Source organism: Trinickia sp. (assembly GCF_051961175.1).
GTDB lineage: Bacteria > Pseudomonadota > Gammaproteobacteria > Burkholderiales > Burkholderiaceae > Trinickia.
Genome location: NZ_JBQCDN010000255.1, coordinates 1 through 19351, shown reverse-complemented (window position 1 = coordinate 19351; position 19351 = coordinate 1). Strand labels below are relative to the sequence as shown.

Genomic DNA, 19351 nt, shown 5'->3' with positions numbered 1-19351 from the left:
ATGTCGAGAAGGCGCGTGCGCTGGCGTCGCAACTGGCGCAGCATGGCCCGATCACCGCGCGCGCTTACGGCGAACTCGAGCGGATGGGGCGCTTCGAGCTGGTGATCAATGCAACTTCCGCGAGTCTTACGGGCGATTTGCCGCCTGTGGCACCCAGCGTTTTTAGTCCGCGTGGAACCGCCTATGAACTCGCTTATGGCAAGCGTCTTACACCGTTCTTGCGGCTGGCACGCAATGCGGGTGTCGCCGGTGTGGCCGATGGCGTCGGCATGCTGGTGGAGCAGGCGGCGGAGGCCTTTGCATGGTGGCGCGGTGTCAGGCCCGAGACGCAAGCGGTGATCGATCGGCTGACGGTTCCACTCGATTGATCCGATTGATCGTCGAGCTTGGACGACGTGACTAAAAGCGATGCCGAATGCCGATGACGACTTCCGCTTGACGCTGGGTGGTGGATGCGGTCAGGCCGTTGAGGTTGGCGGCGGCCTTTCCACCGGTCAACCGCGCGCAGTCACAGTCGCCACGATTCGCCGAGGTGGGCGACGAATCGGCAGGCACGGACTAACCTAGCCACCCCTTGATGGATTGACACATGGCATCCGCTGCGATCCCATACCGCTCGTGCAGCGTAGGCAATGCGCCCGCGTCGAGGAACGCATCGGGCAGCGCGACTTGCCGGAACGCTGGTGCGACGCCCGCGCTCAACAGTTCGCGTGCGACCGCTTCGCCCAGCCCGCCGATTACCGTATGGTTTTCTGCAACCACCACCATGCGGCCCGCGCGTTTCGCCTCACGCACAATCGTTTCCGTATCGAGCGGTTTAATCGTCGGCACGTGGAGCACGGCCACGTCGACGTTGTCGGCCTCCAAGGCCTTCGCGACTTCGAGCGAGCGCATCGTCATGATGCCGGAGGAGATCAACAGAACATCGTTGCCGTCGCGCAGCAGCTTGGCCTTGCCAAGCTCGAAACGGTAGCCGTACTCATCGAGCACGGCAGGCACATTGCCGCGCAGTAGTCGAGCATAGACGGGGCCCTGGTGAGCTGAGATGGCAGGCACCATTTGCTCGATATCGAGTGCGTCGCACGGGTCGATCACCGTCATGTTCGGCATGGCGCGCATGAGCGCAAGGTCCTCGGCCGCCTGGTGGCTCGGGCCGTAGCCCGTCGTCAAGCCGGGCAACGCGCAGACGATTTTCACGTCGAGGTTGTCCTCGGCGATCGTCTGGTGGATGAAGTCATAGGCGCGCCGCGTCGCGAACACCGCGTACGTGGTGACGAACGGTTGCGCGCCTTCGTGAGCGAAGCCCGCCGCCGCGCCCATCAGCAATTGCTCGGCCATCCCCATCTGGTAGTACCGCTCCGGGAACGCCTTCGCAAAGATGTGCAGGTCGGTGTATTTGCCAAGGTCCGCCGTCATCCCGATCACATTGACCTTGTTTCGCCCCAGTTCCACCAACGCATGGCCGAACGGCGCGGAACGGGTGAGCTGGCCCTCGGATGCGATCGACGCGATCATCGCGGAGGTTTTCAGGCGTGGCTTTTTCTCGGTGGTGCTCATGCTTTTCTCCCAGCTTCGAGTGCTTCGAGCGCGAGTTGCCACTCGTGTGCATCGACTCGAATGAAATGGTTTTTCTCTCGTTGTTCCAGAAACGGCACACCACAGCCCATTTTCGTATCGCAGACGATGATGCGCGGTTGCGGCTGGTCGTGATGGCGCGCTTGGTCGAATGCGCGTTTGACTGCGTCGATATCGTTGCCATCCACGCGTTGGACGTACCAACCGAATGCTTCCAACTTGGGTACGAGCGGTTCGAAGGCCAGGATCTGCGTTGAAGGGCCGTCGGCTTGCTGGTTATTGACGTCGACCATGGCGATGAGGTTGTCGAGCTTCCAGTGCGCGGCGGACATGATGCCTTCCCAAATCGCGCCTTCATCGAGCTCGCCGTCCGAAAACAGCGTGTAGACGAATGCGTCGGAGCCCTTGCGTTTGAGGCCGAGGCAGCGGCCGACGGCTATCGTGAGCCCCTGTCCAAGCGAGCCCCCTGACATTTCCATGCCGGGGGTATAGCTGGCCATGCCGGACATCGGAAGGCGGCTGTCGTCGCTACCGTAAGTTTCGAGCTCGTCGGCAGGCAGGATGCCCGCTTCGAAGAGCGCGGCATACAGCGCGATCGCATAGTGGCCATTGGAAAGCAGAAAGCGGTCGCGTCCTTCCCATTCGGGGTCGTGCGGTTGATAGCGCATCGCGCCGAAGTAAGCGACGGCGAGCACGTCTGCGATATCCAGCGCTTGGCCGATGTAGCCTTGTCCCTGGACTTCGCCCATGAGCAATGCGTTTCTTCGGATCCTGTACGCGCGCTCGGCGAGCGTGACGTCCTCGATGATGGCTTCGTTGTCCATATTTGACTCCGTTGATGTCGAATGGCGTTCTGCCGTTCAACGATTGACCGTCCTGGCCGGAACGAGGAACACCAGGAAGGCGCCCAGCGTGACGGCCAGGGAGAGGAAGATGAGGCCCGCGGTGGATTTGCCCGTCAGATCGTTGAGCCAGCCGACGATTGCCGGCGAAAAGAACCCGGCGAGATTGGCGAAGCAATTGACGGCTGCGATGCCTGCGGCTGCCGATACGCCACCGAGCATGGCGGTCGGCAAGGACCAGAACTGCGACGATGCGGCGAGAATCCCCGCGGACGCGATGCTCAGAAAGACGATGGATGCGCCCACGCTTCCGAGCAGCGGCAGCATGGCGAAACCGGCGACAGACACGAGCATGGGAATCGCGAGGTGAAAGCGCCGTTCGCGCGAACGATCCGCGCTCATGCCGATGAGCGGCAGGGCGACGATGGCGCACAGATAGGGAATGGCCGTCAACAACCCAACCCGGAGCGGATCGGATACGCCGGTTTTGCGAATGATCGTGGGCAGCCAGAACGTCAGGCCATACTGACCCAGTACGACACAGAAGTAGATGGCGGCCAGAAGCCACAAACGGCGGTCGCCGATGAATGCCTTGATGGAGCCGTGCGCGGTCTTGTGCGCGTTATCGCCTTCGACGTTGCGAGCGAGCAGGCGCTTTTCCGCCTCGGTGAGCCATTTCGCACTGGCGATGCCGTTGTCGAGATAGAACAGGATGACGATACCGAGCACCAGCGACGGGACGGCTTCGAGCAGAAACAGCCATTTCCAGCCCGTCAGCGCCATCGTGCCTTGCAGCGAATGCATGATCCAGCCCGACAACGGCCCACCTAAAATGCCTGCGAGCGGGATGGCCATGAAGAAGATCGACAGCGCTTTAGCGCGGCGCGCGCTGGGATACCAATAGGTCAGATAAAGAATGACGCCCGGTGCAAAGCCCGCTTCCGCGGCCCCGAGCAGAAAGCGAAGGACGTAGAAGGCCGTCGGCGATTTGACGAAGATGAAGCTCGCGGATATCACGGCCCACGTCAGCATGATCCGAGCGAGCCAGGTGCGTGCGCCAACCTTGTGAAGGATGATGTTGCTCGGTACCTCGAATATGAAGTAGCCGAGAAAGAAGATGCCTGCGCCCAATCCGTAGATCGTTTCGCTGAATCGCAGGTCGTTCAGCATCTGCAATTTTGCGAAGCCCACGTTGACGCGATCGAGATAGGCGCCAAGGTAGCAGAGCATCAGGAACGGAATGATGCGGCGGCTCACCTTCGCATAGGTTCGGGCCTCGAATGTCGGCGAGTCGCTTTCCGCGGTTGAATTGTCCGTGGCGGCAGGCGATGCCGCATAGGTCGATTTCATCTTTTGTCTCCTGTGGGCTGAGGGCCCAGCCGCGCTTACGCTCGCGTATCCGGCGGGATGCAACGTAAAGCGATGCCAAGCATCGTTTGAACCTCAGCGACCCAATTCCCGTGTTGTCCGGGGTATGTGCAATGGACGCCGCGCCAACGCGGGCGATGCCATTAGTGGATGAGCATGCCGCCGTTGACGTCGAGCGTGATGCCCGTCAAATACGTCGAAAGATCGCTCACCAGGAATAGGCACGCGTTGGCGACGTCTGCGGCATCGCCGAGCCGGCCCAGCGGAATGCCTTTGATGATTTCCGTCCGCATATCGGGCGTGAGTTTGTCGCCCGTAATATCGGTTTGAATCAACCCGGGCGTGATGGCGTTCACGCGGATACGGTCGGGACCGAATTCCCGGGCCATGGCCTTTGCCAGTCCGAGCACACCGGCCTTGGCGGCACTGTAGTGGGGACCGCCGAAGATTCCGCCGCCGCGCTGCGCGGACACGGACGACATGCAAACGATGCTGCCGCCCTTCAGCTCTTTCATGGCTGGGATGACGGCCTGCGACATATACAGCGTCCCACGCAGATTGACGTCGACAATCGCATCGAAATCTTTGCCGCCGATTTCAAGCGTTCGCACGGGTTGCGTGATGCCGGCGTTGTTGATGAGGCCGTCGATCCTGCCGTACCGTTCGAGCGTCGCATAGACGGCCGCTACGCAGGCCGATTTGTCGGTCACGTCGCAGGCGAGCCCGAGATGCGCATCGCCGAGGTCCGCTGCGGCCGCTTCGGCCTCTTCCTTTCGCAAATCGATGACCACCACATGCGCGCCTTGTGCGGCGAGCGCCTTTGCCGTTGCTTTGCCGATCCCGCGGGGCGAGGCGGCGCCGGTGACCATGATGACCTTGTTGTCGAGCAGCATCGGTTGTCTCCTGAGTGTTGATGAGTGCCCCTAGTTTTCGCTGAAGGGGCGACCGAAACAACGCGGAAACGCTCAACCATGGCTGAGAAAAATTCAGATCAGCGGTGCAGTGCCGGCCATCAGGCGCGTGCGGATGTCTCCCGCTCCATCCATGCGAGAAACCGCTCGACACGCGGCAGATCGGCATTCTGATTCGGGTAAACGAGATGATGGGCGCCCACCTCGACCGCATACGTGTGGTCGAAAACAGGCACCAAGAGGCCCTCCCTGATCTTCACGGACGCGAGCATGAGGCTTTCGAGCGCGATGCCGAGCCCGAGGGCCGCCGTCTCGATCGACATATATGAGCGATCGAACGAGAAGTCGAATGTCTTTTGGGTAGTGGGCACGCCGGTCCTGCCGAACCATTGCTTCCACTGGACGAGAGGCGTCTCCGAATAGATCAGGCGATGACTTAACAAATCGGCTGGCGTTTGGACCGGGTGCCGTTCGAGGTAAGCCGGGGAGGCGAGCGGGGCAATGTACTCGCCGCGAATGGTCCGCACTTCGCGGTTGCTCCAGTTGCCGTACCCATGACGGATCTCGATCTCGTAGTAGCCGTTCGAAAAGGAGATGTCCTCATACGAACAAGCGAGATTCAACTGGATGTCGCCGTTGGCTGCCTGGAACGAGGCCAGGCGCGGGAGTAGCCACATCAATCCGAAACTGGGGCTTGAATGCACCCGCAAAATGTCCATTTCCTTGCGGCTGGATGCCCGCTCTGTCGCTCGGCTCAGATCGGCCAGCGAGCCCGTCACATCGGAAAGATAGCGCTCGCCGGTAGGGGTGAGCACCAAGCCGCGCCCCGATCGTTGGAACAGCGACTGACCGATGATCGACTCGAGATTGCTGAGTTGATGACTCACTGCGGAGGCCGTCAACCCGAGTTCCTCGGCCGCGCGATTGACGCTTTTCGTTCTGGCCACACTTTCGAACGCGATGATGGCTTTGAGCGGAGGGATACGCATCGTGAAATTTTTTTCAATCGCAGTTGAACGAAACCGCGTTGCTCCGGCGCTGTGGACGCTGCCATTCTGTGGAGAAGCAAACGGACACCCGACGCTCGACGCCGAAAAACGGGCCGTGCGCAGGCGGGCAACGCTTTCCGTTCCCCAGCCTCATACAGACATGACGCGGTGCACCTCTGCGCAGGAGACGCCAATGCATTATCCCCACTTCGGTTCGGCAACGCGAACCTTCACGGCAAAAAAATCTGCGCAGGCAGGCCCGCACCGGGCCTTCATCATCCGTTCCGCGACGGTTCGTCCACTGTCGTTCGTTTAGCCCCGGATCGTTTTCATTGCGCATGCCGCGCGGGAGTGCCTGCGCGCATCCTCCTTTGCCATCGGAGATAGGCAGATGAATTCACAGCCATACCTTTTGTCGGCCCGATCGATCGTGAAGCGTTTCGGCCCGACCCGTGTTCTCAACGGCGTGGATCTCTCGCTCGCGCGTGGCGAAGTGCATGCGTTTCTCGGCGGTAACGGTGCCGGGAAGTCGACGTTGATCAAGATCATCGCCGGGCAGCACGACCGCGACGGCGGCGTGCTCGAATTCGGCGGGGAAGCGCTCGACGGTTCCGCGGCCGCACGTGTCGACTCAGGCGAGATCGCCGTCGTGAATCAGGAGTTGGCGCTGCTTCCGCACTTGTCTGTCGCGGAAAACATCGCGCTTCCGCGTTTGCGGCGAGCAGGCCAACGATACAGTGAGCGTGCTGCCGAAACCATCGCTATCGAAGCGCTTTCCTTGATCGACCCGCGTTTTGCGCGAGAGTCGGTTGGACGAATGGTCGGTGACCTGACACTGCACGAGCGCCAACTCGTGGAGATTGCGCGTTCGCTGGGTTCGGGCGCGAAGTTGCTGCTGCTGGACGAGCCCACCGCCAATCTCACCGCTTCCGAGACCGGGCGCTTATTCGCTGTCATCCGGCGGTTAGTGACCGACACCGGCCTCGCCGTCCTGTTCGTTTCGCACCGGATGCGCGAGATCCGCCAGATTGCGGACGTCTGTACGGTCATCCGAGACGGCAAGACGGCGATCGACCGTGTTGCATTGAACGCGATCACGGACGCCGACATTGTCGAGTGCATGGGGCAGAGCATCGCGTTGGAAGAAGGCGCGGCGGCTCGAGGCCGAGGTGGGCACCCGTCGAAGGCGCGACCGGACATCACGGCGGCGGACGGCGACACCGTCACGGTCAGGTGCGTCTATATTGAACTGGCGATTCGTCCTGGCGCGATCGTGGGGCTGGCGGGGGCGCCGACAGGACCGATGGCGTTGATCGAGGCGCTGACCGGCATGTCCGAGACATCGTCATGGAAGGTCGAGCGCCGTGGTGCGCCGATGGCCTACGCCAGTTCCGCGGCCGCGGCGCGTGCCGGCGTGGGCTTCGTCTCTGGCGACCGCGCGAACAAGGGCATCCTTGGAACGCTGCCGATCATCGACAACCTCATGGCGGCGCGACGGATTGTGGAGCGGCGCGCTTGCGTTAGCCATTCCGAACTCGAGGAAGGGGCGAGGCTGATCGACGCGCTGGACATCCGAGCGGCTTCGCTGTGGGATCTACCGTCGACGTTGAGCGGCGGCACGCAGCAAAAGCTGCTCATTGCACGCTGGCTCGCGCTCAAACCGCAGTTGCTGGTGCTCGAAGAGCCCACACGCGGGGTCGACATCCGCACCAAACACGAGATCTATGCGTTGATCAGGAAGATGGCCGCGCAAGGCACGGCGGTGATCTGGTGGTCAACGGAATACGTCGAACTGGTCGAACTGTGCGACACCGTGCTCGCGTTCGATCTGAACGGTCACCCCACGCGCGTGCTATCCGATGCGCAGGTGACCGAGACGCAGCTCGCCGATGCGACAGGCATGGCGGCCTGAGCCGATCGCCCGTGATGCACAGCGAATAAGCCTATCGATCCGGAGCCAAGCATGAAATCAGTCACCCATCCGCTCACGAGCGAACGCAGTCAGTCCCGCGGCCGCCTGCACCGGCTGCTATCGACGTAGCGTACCGAAATTGCGATCGCGATCGCCAGTGTGATCGTCGAGTTAGCCGTTGGCATGGTGGTGCCCGCCGCGTTGTCCGGCGGCAATATCGCGAACGTCATGCAGGCCGCGGCTCCGCTCGTCATCATGTCGTTCGGGGTGTTGCTCGTCATCATTACCGGAGGGATCGATCTATCTGTCGGTTCGGTGTTTTCGTTGACGGGCATGGTGACAGGACTTGCCATGTCACATGGATACGGCGCCATTGCCAGCAGCTTCGCGGGGCTCGCCGTGGGTTCGTTTATCGGCTTGGTCAACGGAGCACTCGTGACGTTCGTCGGCCTCGCGCCATTCGTCGTGACGCTGAGCACGTATGCGATTGCGGGCAGTCTTTCCTTCATCGTCACCAACGGCAATTCGCTGCCGATCTCCGATCCGAACTATTGGCTGCTCGATGCTGGAACACTGCTTCGGGGCGTGCCCAACTATTTGTTGTGGTGTGCGCTGCTGCTGATCGCAATCGAGTTTTCGCTGCGCAAGGTCGTAGCGGGCCGCTGGCTGTATGCCGTTGGCAGCAGCGGTGCGTCTGCACGCGTGATCGGCATTCCCGTCAACCGCGTGCGTCTGACAGCCTACCTGTTATCCGGGTTGCTTGCGTCTTTTGCGGGAATCGTCAGCGTGTCGTATGTCAGCAATGCGGAAGCAACGGCGGGTTCGAGTCTGATGTTGCAGTCCATTGCCGCGGTCGTCATTGGCGGGGCGAGCCTTTTTGGCGGAACGGGCTCGGCAATCGGCGCGTTGCTGGGGGCGCTGATGATCACGATCATCCAAAACGGCGCGAACCTGATCGGTGTCAACAGCTTCTGGCAAGGTACCGTGACGGGCATCGTCATTCTTATCGCGGTGCTGGTCGACCGCATCACCAAGGCACGGCGTTAAGCCGCGTCCACGAGACTCAAGGAGACAGAGATGAACATCGCGACGACGAACCAAGTTGGCCATGTGGCGAGCCCATTCGGTAAATGGATAACCGCTGCGGTAGCGATCAGCCTGGCGCTCGTATCGCAAGCCTCATTCGCGCAGGCGAAGCAGACGGTGGCCTACATTGCCCCTTCATTGGATATTTCATACTGGCAATGGGTGGCGTATGGCGTCAAGCAGCGCGCCAAAGAGCTCGGTATGAACTACGTCGAATTTACGTCGGAGAACTCGCCCGCCAAGCAGATGGATAACATCCATACGGCGCTGACGCGCGGCGTAAGCGCGATCGTCATGGGCCCGGTCAGTTCGACAAGTACGCCTCCCATCCTGCGCGTGCTGAAGGAGAAGTCGGTGCCGATCGCATTCGCCGGGATCGGGCCGCAGGCCGGGCAAACGGACTTTACGTCCGCGGTGACGGCGAACAATTACGAGACCGGGAAAGCGGAAGGCGCCTATGTTTGCTCGCTCGCTAAGGCGCGCGGCGGGAACAAGATTGCCATGCTCTCTTTGCCGCTCGACCGGGAGAATGCGCAAAAGTATATGAAAGGCGCGCAGGAGTCATTCAAGGCCGACGGTTGCGATCTGGTCCAGGTGTTGCAAACGCACGGCTTGACCGTCAACGAAGCGATCTCGCAAGCCAACGATGTCCTGACGGCGCATCCTGACGTGAAAGCGATCTACGGAATGTACGACGAAGCGGCGATCGGCGCCGCGAAGGCGCTGCAAACACGCGGGCTCACAGGCAAGGTGGCGGTCGTGACCGCGGATGGCAGCCCGACTACGATTCATCTTCTGCGTGATGGCGCGATTCAGGGCATCTTCCTGCAAGAGGCTGTCGGCCAGGGGATCGATGCGACAACCCAGGTATTCAACGCGCTCAGCCACAAGCCGACCACTCAGGAACTGGCGTTGAAGGAGCCGCTGGTCACGCACGACACGATCGATCAACCCGAGGCGCAGGCCAAGCTCAAGCGTGTCTATCCTCCTTCGGCCGGCAATTATTGACCGCTTCCGCTGTCAGCGACATGCCCGCTTCAGGCGGGCGTCGCTTCGACGGCAACGAACCCAACATGCTTTGGAGACGTTATGGACAACCTGCCCATCATTGATCCGCATCATCATCTATACGATTTGCGCACCGGAAACTACCCGTGGCTGCAGGGCCCGATGCTGAAGCGTGTTTTTGGCGATTATTCGGCAATACGCAAGGACTATCTGATCGACGATTTCCTGGCTGACATCCGGCATCAGAACGTGGTGAAGACCGTCCATCTACAGGTTGAGTACGATCACAATAACCCGGTGGCGGAGACACGATGGTTGCAAGGCGTGGCGGATCAGCACGGGTATCCGCATGGCATCGTCGCGTTCGCCGATCTCGCGTCCGACAATGTGCAGGCGGTGATCGAAGCCCACTGCGAATTTCCGAACGTGCGGGGCATCCGTCAATGTTTGAACTTCCATCGCGACCCGGTCAAGACGTTCATCGACAATCCGCATCTGATGAGTGACAGTCGTTGGCGGCGCGGGTATGCCCTGCTTGGACGTTATGGCCTATCGTTCGATTTGCAGCTCTATTACACGCAGATGGAAGAGGCGGTTGCGCTGGCGCGCGCTTTTCCCGAAACGCCAATCGTGCTCAACCATACCGGGATGCCCGTGGACCGGGCGCCGGAGGAAATCGGCGGCTGGAAGCGGGGGATGAATCTGCTTGCCTCGGCGCCGAATGTCTCGTGCAAGATTTCGGGGTTGGGCATGGGCGACTGGGAGTGGACGGTCGACAGTATTCGCCCTTTTGTTTTGCATGCAATCGACGCCTTCGGAGCCGAGCGATGCATGTTTGCGAGCAACTTCCCTGTCGACAAGCTCTTTAGTAGCTATGACGATGTGTTCAACGCGTTCAAGGCCATCACCCGGGATTTTGTCCCGCATGAGCGGCATGCACTCTTTCACGACAATGCTCAGCGCGTCTATCGTTTGTAAGTGCAGGGCGGGGCGGCGCCAGGTGCGGGGCACGGGCCGCCTCCCGGGGCCGCGCGGCATCAACCTGCCTTAAACCCCATTTGAAGGCGTGACCGTCCTGGGTGTGATGGCGTGACGATGCGCCTTCGTCGTCGCGGCCTTGCCTACGTGGTGCGATTTCGCGCTGGAGGTGTCGGAGTCGGCGGTGCGGTCCGCTTGGGTGTCGGAGCGGTCCTCGGCACGCGCCAGCCCCTTGTCGCGATCGCCGGAGATCGGGCTGTTGGCGTTCTTCGCGCCCTGAGCGCTCATGTGGCCCGCCGAAAGGCCGCCGGCACTGCCTTTGGCGGCACCCGTTCCGGAGCCCATCCCGCTGCCCATCCCGGCGCCATGCCCGCCACCAGCGCCGCCACCAGCTCCTCCACCGCCGTTACCGCCGCCGCCCCCGCCGCCAGCAGCGAACGACACCGACGACAGACCCATGGCAATGCTGGTGACGGCGAAAAGCGCCCAACGTTTCGTATTCATTTGTCCTCCTGATTGAGTGCCTGCGACCGCATTGTCGGAGAAATCCGTGCGCCCTCACTACAACGTCGTTACTGTTTGTATCCGGACGCAATGAGCGGGAAGCCTAAGTACAGCCCGTCTTCCCTTGACCGGATGGGCTCGCTGTCACGTCGTTGGCGTCAGACACTGCTGATGGCCGGTGACATATTCGATACAACAATTGCGCTTCATCCTATGCGGTCGATATGCCGGCGAGATCGGTTCTGTTCGACTTTCGCTTATGCGCGGCGTGCGCCTGATGCGTCATCGAATGAGTCGATCCAACGCTGTCCAACGCCTGTTTATCTGACGATTCGTCTATAGGCACGTCTTTTCGCCGCCCGGCGCGGTGACGACACGTTGCGCACCTACGCTCGTGCTCGAAGGGCTTTCGCTTGCCGGGCTTCGGTGGCGGTGCTGCTGACTGGGCAGAGCGGTCAACCCGCCCGCCGCATAACGGAGTCCTTTGCCCATCCCACTCAACCTCCAAGGACGCCTTCCATGCCAATCAGCCATGCTTCATCATCGAGTTATACGCCCGACGTTCCTGCATCTCCCACGCCCGAAGGCGGCGGCAAACGCAGCCTGCTTGGCAAAGCCACGTCCGGCATGGCGGGTGCCGGAGCGGCCGGCGCTGCTGTAGCCGGTACGGCTGTCGTGAGCCAGGCATCGAATCCGGCGTTGGAAAGTGCATACGAGAGCTTCGAATCCATCTTGGCCAATTCGTTGACGTCGCTCGCGGGTGGCGACACGGATTCGAGCGGCAAGCCATCGCGCAAAGAAAATTCGCAAGCGTCGCAGATGGCGATGCCGGGCGGCGGCCAAGCCACCGATCCGGGTTCGCCCGATTCGCAGGCGGCACCGGATGCCGTCAATCCCTATAAAACGTTGCTCGATAACGGCAACGGCAAGAACCCGTTTGCCGTGGCCTCCGCCGCGAATCAGGCCCATCAGATGGGCTTGGGCTCGGACCTCAGCTGGAATAGCGGAACGCTGAGCGATACGGAGTTGCAAATCGTCTCCGTGCTTGATCGGCACAAGGATCAATGCCCGCTCGAATGGAATTCGCTGCAGGACAAAATCAACGATAGCGCCACTCCGCCGGATCTGAAGGCTGCGCTTCAAGGGTTGCAAAACGATCCTCAGCTTTTTTACGCCATTGGCTCACAGGGCGACGGCAAATGCGGTGGAAAAATTAAGGCGGGCGATCTATCCGACTTCTCGGCCAACCATCCGCAAGTGGCTTCGTTCAAGGAGCAGCAAGCGACGAGCTACGAGAGCAACTACATCCCTTCGGACGGTTCAAGCAATGGTCAACCGCAGGCCATGACCGAGAACGATGCGATGCGCGAACTCTATCGCTATTCCGACAACCTGCCCAAGAACCTGAGCATCGCTGATTTTCAGCAGATCGTGAACGGCGATTCGAAGACAGGGAAGACGCCGCCGCAGGTCATCGCAGCGGCCAAGTATTTCGTCGATCATCCCGATCAATGGAAGCAGCTGTTCGGCGGCAACGTCGATCAGGTGCATACCTACGATTTCCTGCAGGTTGCGTCGTCGTCGATGCACATGACGCAAGACGAATTGAACACGCTCGATACGATCAACAAGAATCAGGGCGCCTTCTTCGGCAATGGCGATCTGACGCGCGACAAGCTGTCGAGCATGGCGAACGACAAGCACCTCGATCCCAAGGTGAAGCAGGCCGCCACTCAATTGCTCAATGATCCGCTGTTGTTCGGTGTCCTGAACAATTCGATCACCGGCTACAAGACCCATCATGGTTTCTTCAATATGGGCGGGGGGCACACGGTCGATTCGGGCAACATCAGCAACAACGACTTCACGCATTTCTACAACAACATGTCGAGCGCGAACCGCACGGTGGAGAAGCCGGTCACGCATACACCTAAAACGGCCGCCGATCAGGCGGCGGTGCAAGATATGATGGCGGGCATCGACGACCAGCCGGAAATCAAGACGCCGAAGCACAACGGCGGCGCGCTCATGCATGGGCTCGAAGATGCGCTTTCCGTTTATTCGAAGGTGATGGATTGGGGCGCCACCGCACTGAGTGCGCTGAGCTTCATTCCTGGCATCGGCGAATTGGCGGATGCGGCTTCGACCGTGCTCGAAGGCGAATCGCAAGTGGCTAACATCGCGCGCACCGTCATCAGCGGCGGCAACCTCAAGCAAGCCCTCGAGGAAGCGGGCCTCAGCATGGCTGCCCAGGCGGTAGGCGATATCGCTGGCCCGGAAGCCAAACTCGCGATGCGCGACGGACTCACCAAGACGTTGCTTGAGAAAGCGGCCACGGCGGGCCTGAATGTGCCGCTGGCCACGGCGCAATATGCCGCCGTGGGGGCGATGAACAACATGAAGGCCAAGCTGGAGGGCGTTCCGACTCAAGGCCCGTTCAGTTTCATGCAGTCGCTCGAAGAGGGGGGCATCAACAACCTTGGCGAGGCGATCGACAGCATCGGCGGCCGCGAGGCCAAGTTCGCGAAGATGGGCGACGGGCTGATGAAGAAGGGGCTGGAGAAGGCCGCGACGCAGGTCGTGAATGCGCCGTTGTCGGCGGCTAAGTCATACGCTGACAGTTATCTGAACAATCTGCAAATAGAAGTCGCAGCCGGCTCGCAACCTACCGTTTCTCAGACGCAGACAGCGTCGACCAACGCTTCGGTTGTCTCGAACGTGGTCTAAGCGGCCCGTGTCGGCGGAGTAGTGGACGATAGGCGGTACGGGGCAGCGCGAGCATGTCCGGGATCCCGGGCATTTCGGGGCGTCGGCGGCGAAACTAGCCGACGCCCGCGGCGTTCGCCCATCACCCCGCTCCATGAGCGGCACCGAGTTTTCTTCGCGTCTGGGCGCCGCCAGCCTCTTGAACGCCGTGTGTATCGCCGTCCCGACGAGGATTTCCCTGCGTACCGCCCGAAAAGTTTAGACTCTCTGTGCCGCTCGGAAAGCGGCGCATCGCGAAAGAGAGGGCCTGAAATGCTTTTACATCTGTCGACGTGGGCGGAAATCGAGCACTACCTGCAACGCAGCCGGTCGATCGTGGTTCCGATCGGCTCCAACGAACAGCATGGTCCGACGGGGCTGCTCGGCACCGACTGGCTATGTCCGGAAATCATCGCGCATGAAGCGCACAAAAGCGCGGATATTCTGATTGCGCCGACTTTCAACATCGGCATGGCCCAGCATCATCTGGGCTTCCCCGGTACGATCTCGCTGCGCCCGTCGACGTTCATCGCGGCGATCGGAGACTGGGTGCGTTCGCTCTCGGTGCATGGGTTCGAGAAAATCCTCTTCTTGAATGGCCATGGCGGCAACATCGCATCGATTGAAGCCGCGTTCTCTGAAATTTACGCCGAGGCCAGTTTCGCGAAGCGGCGTCTGGGATTCGCTCTGAAGCTTAGCAACTGGTGGGACCTCGAAGGTGTGGGCGAACTGGCGCGCGAGCAGTTCCCGGAAGGGCATGGCTCGCATGCGACGCCCTCCGAGATTGCCATCACGCAATGGGCGCTCCCTGAAACGATCAAGACGGCAAGCTATGCCCCGCGGATAGCGCCGACGGGCCCCATTCGCGAGGCGCTCGACTTTCGCGCGCGTTTCGCCGATGGGCGGATGGGCTCGGATCCGGCACAGGCATCGAGGGAGAAGGGCGGCGCATTGGTGGCGTTGGCGGCACAGAGTCTAGTGCGCGAGTTGGACGCGTTCACCCGGGAGAGTGTGCCCAAGTAGCGTTTGCATCATTACAATCCGGCGTTCGCGCCACGACTCGCACGTGGGCGAAGGCGAGGGTTCACGGTGCAGCTCGATAGGTGAGCCGTGATCGATCACGCACAAATTTGACGATGAAGGGGTGGTAATGGGACAAGCAAAACAGCGGGGCACGAAGGAAGAACGTGCCGCGCAAGCAAAGGCGAAGATCGACGCATTGCGTCCTGAGAAGCTGGTATGCGGTTCATGCAAGACCGCGTTGACGGATTTCGAGGCAATCAGTACGCGGAACATGAAAGGCATTCATGCCGCGTTCGGCGGCGTTTGCCCGTCATGTGGAGAAATGGTGCTGGCGTTCAGCGGCGAAAAAGAAGCGGTCGCCAATGCCATGATTGCCTGGCAGGACGCTATGGGCAATGAAGGCAAGCTCGGTAAACAGTCGGATAGCGGTGAGCACGTGCCGTTCGAGGATTAGTCGGCGGTTGAGCGCGCCAATTATCGATAGTCGATACGACGCATCACCATCCACTCAGGCATAATCAACGCCCCACTTTTCGGAGCAGCGCTATATATCCGCGGCGAGCTGGCTGTTGACGCAGCCAACAGCGAAGATCGCGGATGCTTGAGTGTTTATGCACCGTATCGAATTCAGTTATGCCCCGCAAGTCGTGAATCCCTACGCGCGATTCATCGTCAGGATGGTAGAGAGCCTGACCTCGCGTGCCCGGTTAAAACGTCTTTACCTCCACAACCAGGAATCGCCAAGACTCGGAGAGAGTTTCTGGAGCGCTGCCGTTCGCCTGTTGCGGTTGAATATCAAATTCGATCGCCACGCGTTGAACAGCGCCCCGGCGAAGGGGCCGTTGGTCGCCATCGCCAATCATCCCTACGGCGCGCTCGATGGCATTACTTTGGCATGGCTGCTTGAAAAGATCCGCCCGGACGTCAAGATCATGGTCAGTTCGATTCTCGAGCCCGTGCCTGAGCTTGCGCCATTCATTATTCCCGTGGATCTATCGGACAGACCGGAGGCAATACAGCGGAACATCGAGGCACGCCGGACGGCGATGAAACATGTCAGTGATGGCGGCGCGCTCATCGTATTTCCCGCGGGCCTGATTGCCATCTCTCCCGACCGTTGGGGACGCTCGATGGCGGTCGATCCCGAGTGGCGTACATTCAGTGCACAGCTCATCCGCCGAACGGGTGCCGATGTGTTGCCCGTTTTCTTTTTCGGGCAGAACAGCCGCCTGTTTCAGTTCGCCAGCCATATCAGTCGAACGCTGAAGCTGGCGTTGATTTTTCATGAGGTGGCACGAAGGACGGGCTCGGTCGTCGAAGTGGGCATTGGCTCAGTGATTTCCGCTCAGGAAATTCAGGCAGGCGGCAATAACGCGCAACTCATCCGCGATCTTCGCCGGCGTACGTACGAAATCGGGGCGAAAGGCCTGCGAGATAGGCCCTTGGAATGATCATTTTCCGAATCGCGCTGCGCTCCGGCCTTGTCCTACCGGCGATGGACGCGCATTTTCATTCCGTGCTGCGGGCGCAAGGTGACGCGAACATGCGGGACGACGGGATGTCCGTCGACGAGTTCGAAGCGGAACCGGCTCAACAACTGCTTCAGTACGATCTGCATTTCCATGAGCGCGAAGCCCATGCCGATACAAGTTCGGCCGCCCGCGCCGAACGGCAGGTAGGCGTGGCGTGCAATACCGGCGCGATTGGGTTCGAGAAAGCGCTCGGGATCGAAGAGATCCGGGTCCTGCCATAACGTGCGATGCCGGTGCAGCACATACGGCGCGATGGTCACGATGGTTCCGGCAGGAATGTCGACGCCGGCGAGCACGTCGTCCTGCAACGCGATGCGGCTCATCATCGAGATCGGCGGGTAGAGCCGCAACGTTTCATCGATCACCGCTCGCATGATAGGCAATGCCCCCTCCGTGAACCCGTCGCCAGGCACCGCATCGATTTCGCTTTCGACGCGCGCACGCCATTCGGGCGACTGCGAGAGCAGAAAGAGCGTCCAAGTCAGCGCATTGGCGGACGTCTCATGGCCCGCTCCGATAAACGTGGCAATGTTGTCGCGTACGCCGCGATCGCTCAGGCGCTGATCGGAAGCGTCGCGAGCGGTCAGCAGGTGAGTCAGCATGTCGTCCGGTACGGCGCGATCTTCGGCCAGGATTCGGCGCCGGCTGGCGATCATGTCGTCCACCATGTGCTCCACAAAGTGGATCGACTTTCGGCCGCGCAACCGGTTAATTCTCGGCAGCCGCTCAGTGACACCCAGCAGATCGAAGAGATCGAGCCGGCCCAGCGTGTCGAAGTAGCGCGCGATCGCGGTTTGAAATTCGGCCGGCGCGCAAGGGAGACCGTCTGTGAACAGCGTGTGTTCGAGAATGCCGAGTGTCAGCGCGCCGATTTCCTCGCAGATATCCAGCACGCAATCATCCGCGCCGTCCAAACGGCGTTCGATCGTGTCGACGTATCGTGCCACCGGCAGGCTCATCGCGTCAGCCATTGCACCCACGCGCGCGGGCGAAAACAGCGGCGCAAGCAGATGTCGCTGATTGCGCCATGTTTCCCCGTTGGACGTCACCAATCCTGTTCCGAGCGCGGGACGCAGCAGCCTCAACTGCAATTCGTTTTTAGGGTAGTTCCGCGCATTCTCCACATAGATTCGGCGGATAGCGCTCGGATCGTTGACGAGGGCGCGGTGATCGACGATGGTCCGGCGCAATTGCAACGGTATCTCGAAGTCGCATTCGGACCAGATGTGCAGTACGTTGCGCCGGAGTGCGAGCACCGTGCCGAGTGCGCCGGGTGGACGGCGACGCGGAACGGGTGCGGGCGGCCGAAAGCGCGTAGGCTTGAGCGGAAGCGCCGCGGATAAGCGGGGCGAAGTATCGATCGTCACGGAGTGGCTTGAATTTTTCTGGCACGGAGTAGCGGTTTAATCCCGGCAAGCCCGTGGGTGATCAGTGAGAGCGACAGCATCCATGCCGTTGGACCGGCAAGCGCCGGATCGATGAAAAATAGCGAGGACAGCGCGATGGATACGGCAATCCACCCCCCGAATGCCCATCGGCGTCCGTCCGACAAGCTGCCGAGCATGATCGTTCCAGCCAGGATGGCGATCGTCGGTATGACCGTTTGCACATCCATTCGGATGGCGCCGCGATTCAAATACGCCAGAAGGCAACCATAAAGCAGCAAGGCGCCTACGGCGACGTACCCGTCGCTTGGCGCGAACGATCCGTCGGCGGTCCGTATGCGCGGGCGATAGCCGAAATATCGGAATATCGGTTCGTTGGTGGTCCAAAACGGGTTATGAAATGGGAGGGAGACCGGATTCCCCGCGCCATGGCACCCATAGCGTGGCGGCACCTGATCGTCCGCGACGGCGAAGGTGCCGAAGAGTTTGTCCCAACAAAGAAACGTGCCGCCGAAATTGCGGCCGAAGTACGTTTCTTCGGCACGATGATGGAGCCGATGATGGCGGGGCGTGACGAAGATCTTTTCGAGGATACCGAGCGTGCCGGCGCTGCCGCAGTGATTGAGGAATTGAATCGCGTAATGGAAGGACGATACCGCGATGTAGATATGAAGGGGGACGCCGAGCAGCGCGAGTACGCAGGTAAACGGAAAATCGGTCAGCGATGCATACCACGAATTGCGGTTGCAAAGAGAAAGATTGAAATGCTCTCCCTGATGATGCACGACATGAACGGCCCACAGCACTTTAACGCGGTGATGCACGCGATGGCGCCAATAAAAGCATAGATCCCAGGCGAACAGGGCGAAGATCCACTGCCATGCGGGCGCCCAATGGTCGACCCAATGAAGATTCACCAGCTTGAGCGCGAGCGCGTACGCCGCGATCTCGACGCTTCGGAAAACCCACATCAGGATATGGCCGGAGTTCAGGTTTAACACGACTTCCCGCCAGGCCGGCTTTTCGCCGTGCAGCCGATCCAGCAATAACAAGTCGATCAGGATGAGTGCGAGGCCAATGGTGGCAGCGAGCGCGGTGGCATTCATCGGAAGAATGATAGCGGAAACCCTTAGCATGATTAGTTGTTGGCGATCAGCCGGGGACGGTGGCACAGTTGCGGTTGCGAACGAAGCGGTCCCAGGTCACGGACTATGCCTGGCGTCTGTCGGCGGGGGGGGCAAAGGCCGATGGCCCACCTAGTGCCCTGTCCCGCAAGTTCCTTTGATATGAAATCGCCCATTTGGGCGCCAGGCGGCGGGGGGGGGGGGGGGGGGGGGGGGGGGGGGGGGGGCGGGGGCTGGGGGGGGGGGGGGGGGGGCGCGGGCGGGGGGGGGGGGGCGCGGGCGGGGGGGGGGGCGCGGGCGGGCCCCCGGGGGGGGGGGGGGGCGGGGCGGGGGGGCGGCCCGCGGGCCGCCGCCCCCCCCCCCCCCCCC

16 protein-coding genes and 1 pseudogene are annotated in these 19351 nt (G+C 61.0%); 9 read left to right on the top strand and 8 right to left on the bottom strand.

Going from position 1 to position 19351, the window contains the following annotated elements; all coding sequences use genetic code 11:
- Window positions 1-368 (top strand): annotated as a pseudogene (aroE, locus tag ACTHL0_RS15440) (shikimate dehydrogenase); the annotation flags it as partial.
- A gap of 190 nt (window positions 369-558) precedes the next feature.
- Here the strand turns inward: aroE and ACTHL0_RS15435 are convergent.
- The 5 genes from ACTHL0_RS15435 to ACTHL0_RS15415 all read right to left on the bottom strand — a co-directional run bounded on the left by ACTHL0_RS15435 (window position 559) and on the right by ACTHL0_RS15415 (window position 5685).
- Entirely contained in the window at window positions 559-1557 is a 999-nt protein-coding gene (locus tag ACTHL0_RS15435) for a transketolase family protein (protein WP_440567683.1), read from the bottom strand.
- On the bottom strand, window positions 1554-2399 hold the full coding sequence (locus tag ACTHL0_RS15430) for a transketolase (RefSeq protein WP_440567682.1): 846 nt from the start codon (window positions 2397-2399) through the stop codon (window positions 1554-1556). Before ACTHL0_RS15430 ends, ACTHL0_RS15435 begins: the two co-directional genes overlap by 4 nt.
- Before the next feature lie 36 nt (window positions 2400-2435).
- Window positions 2436-3767: an MFS transporter gene (locus tag ACTHL0_RS15425; protein ID WP_440567681.1), complete on the bottom strand. Its 1332-nt coding sequence runs from the start codon at window positions 3765-3767 to the stop codon at window positions 2436-2438.
- Between the two features lie 161 nt (window positions 3768-3928).
- Entirely contained in the window at window positions 3929-4678 is a 750-nt protein-coding gene (locus ACTHL0_RS15420; protein WP_440567680.1) for an SDR family NAD(P)-dependent oxidoreductase, read from the bottom strand.
- Between the two features lie 119 nt (window positions 4679-4797).
- Window positions 4798-5685: a LysR substrate-binding domain-containing protein gene (locus tag ACTHL0_RS15415; RefSeq protein ID WP_440567679.1), complete on the bottom strand. Its 888-nt coding sequence runs from the start codon at window positions 5683-5685 to the stop codon at window positions 4798-4800.
- Window positions 5686-6076: 391 nt separating this feature from the next.
- Between ACTHL0_RS15415 and ACTHL0_RS15410 the strand changes: the two genes are divergently transcribed.
- From ACTHL0_RS15410 to ACTHL0_RS15395, 4 genes are all read left to right on the top strand, one after another.
- Window positions 6077-7597: an ATP-binding cassette domain-containing protein gene (locus ACTHL0_RS15410; protein WP_440567678.1), complete on the top strand. Its 1521-nt coding sequence runs from the start codon at window positions 6077-6079 to the stop codon at window positions 7595-7597.
- A 159-nt stretch (window positions 7598-7756) separates the two neighbouring features.
- Window positions 7757-8644 carry an ABC transporter permease gene (locus tag ACTHL0_RS15405; RefSeq protein ID WP_440567677.1) on the top strand — a complete coding sequence of 296 codons (888 nt, stop codon included), beginning with the start codon at window positions 7757-7759 and terminating at the stop codon, window positions 8642-8644.
- A 30-nt stretch (window positions 8645-8674) separates the two neighbouring features.
- Complete coding sequence (locus ACTHL0_RS15400) at window positions 8675-9691, top strand: substrate-binding domain-containing protein (protein ID WP_440567676.1); 1017 nt, start codon at window positions 8675-8677, stop codon at window positions 9689-9691.
- A gap of 90 nt (window positions 9692-9781) precedes the next feature.
- Window positions 9782-10669, top strand: a complete 888-nt coding sequence (locus tag ACTHL0_RS15395; protein WP_440567685.1) for an amidohydrolase family protein — start codon at window positions 9782-9784, stop codon at window positions 10667-10669.
- Window positions 10670-10738: 69 nt separating this feature from the next.
- On the opposite strand, the gene ACTHL0_RS15390 is transcribed toward ACTHL0_RS15395, so the two are convergent.
- Window positions 10739-11173, bottom strand: coding sequence for a hypothetical protein (locus ACTHL0_RS15390; RefSeq protein ID WP_440567675.1), 435 nt, complete (start codon window positions 11171-11173; stop codon window positions 10739-10741).
- Window positions 11174-11692: 519 nt separating this feature from the next.
- On the opposite strand from ACTHL0_RS15390, the gene ACTHL0_RS15385 reads away from it, so the two are divergent.
- The 4 genes from ACTHL0_RS15385 to ACTHL0_RS15370 all read left to right on the top strand — a co-directional run bounded on the left by ACTHL0_RS15385 (window position 11693) and on the right by ACTHL0_RS15370 (window position 16392).
- Window positions 11693-13900 carry an HrpF/NolX family T3SS translocon protein gene (locus ACTHL0_RS15385; protein ID WP_440567674.1) on the top strand — a complete coding sequence of 736 codons (2208 nt, stop codon included), beginning with the start codon at window positions 11693-11695 and terminating at the stop codon, window positions 13898-13900.
- A gap of 291 nt (window positions 13901-14191) precedes the next feature.
- On the top strand, window positions 14192-14941 hold the full coding sequence (locus ACTHL0_RS15380) for a creatininase family protein (RefSeq protein WP_440567673.1): 750 nt from the start codon (window positions 14192-14194) through the stop codon (window positions 14939-14941).
- Window positions 14942-15068: 127 nt separating this feature from the next.
- Complete coding sequence (locus tag ACTHL0_RS15375; protein WP_440567684.1) at window positions 15069-15395, top strand: hypothetical protein; 327 nt, start codon at window positions 15069-15071, stop codon at window positions 15393-15395.
- Window positions 15396-15588: 193 nt separating this feature from the next.
- Window positions 15589-16392 (top strand): lysophospholipid acyltransferase family protein, encoded by an 804-nt coding sequence (locus ACTHL0_RS15370; protein ID WP_440567672.1) that lies wholly within the window; start codon window positions 15589-15591, stop codon window positions 16390-16392.
- Window positions 16393-16427: 35 nt separating this feature from the next.
- On the opposite strand, the gene ACTHL0_RS15365 is transcribed toward ACTHL0_RS15370, so the two are convergent.
- Both ACTHL0_RS15365 and ACTHL0_RS15360 read right to left on the bottom strand, forming a co-directional pair.
- Window positions 16428-17840, bottom strand: coding sequence for a cytochrome P450 (locus ACTHL0_RS15365; RefSeq protein ID WP_440567671.1), 1413 nt, complete (start codon window positions 17838-17840; stop codon window positions 16428-16430).
- On the bottom strand, window positions 17837-18964 hold the full coding sequence (locus tag ACTHL0_RS15360; protein ID WP_440567670.1) for a sterol desaturase family protein: 1128 nt from the start codon (window positions 18962-18964) through the stop codon (window positions 17837-17839). Before ACTHL0_RS15360 ends, ACTHL0_RS15365 begins: the two co-directional genes overlap by 4 nt.
- Between the last annotated feature and the right edge of the window lie 387 nt (window positions 18965-19351).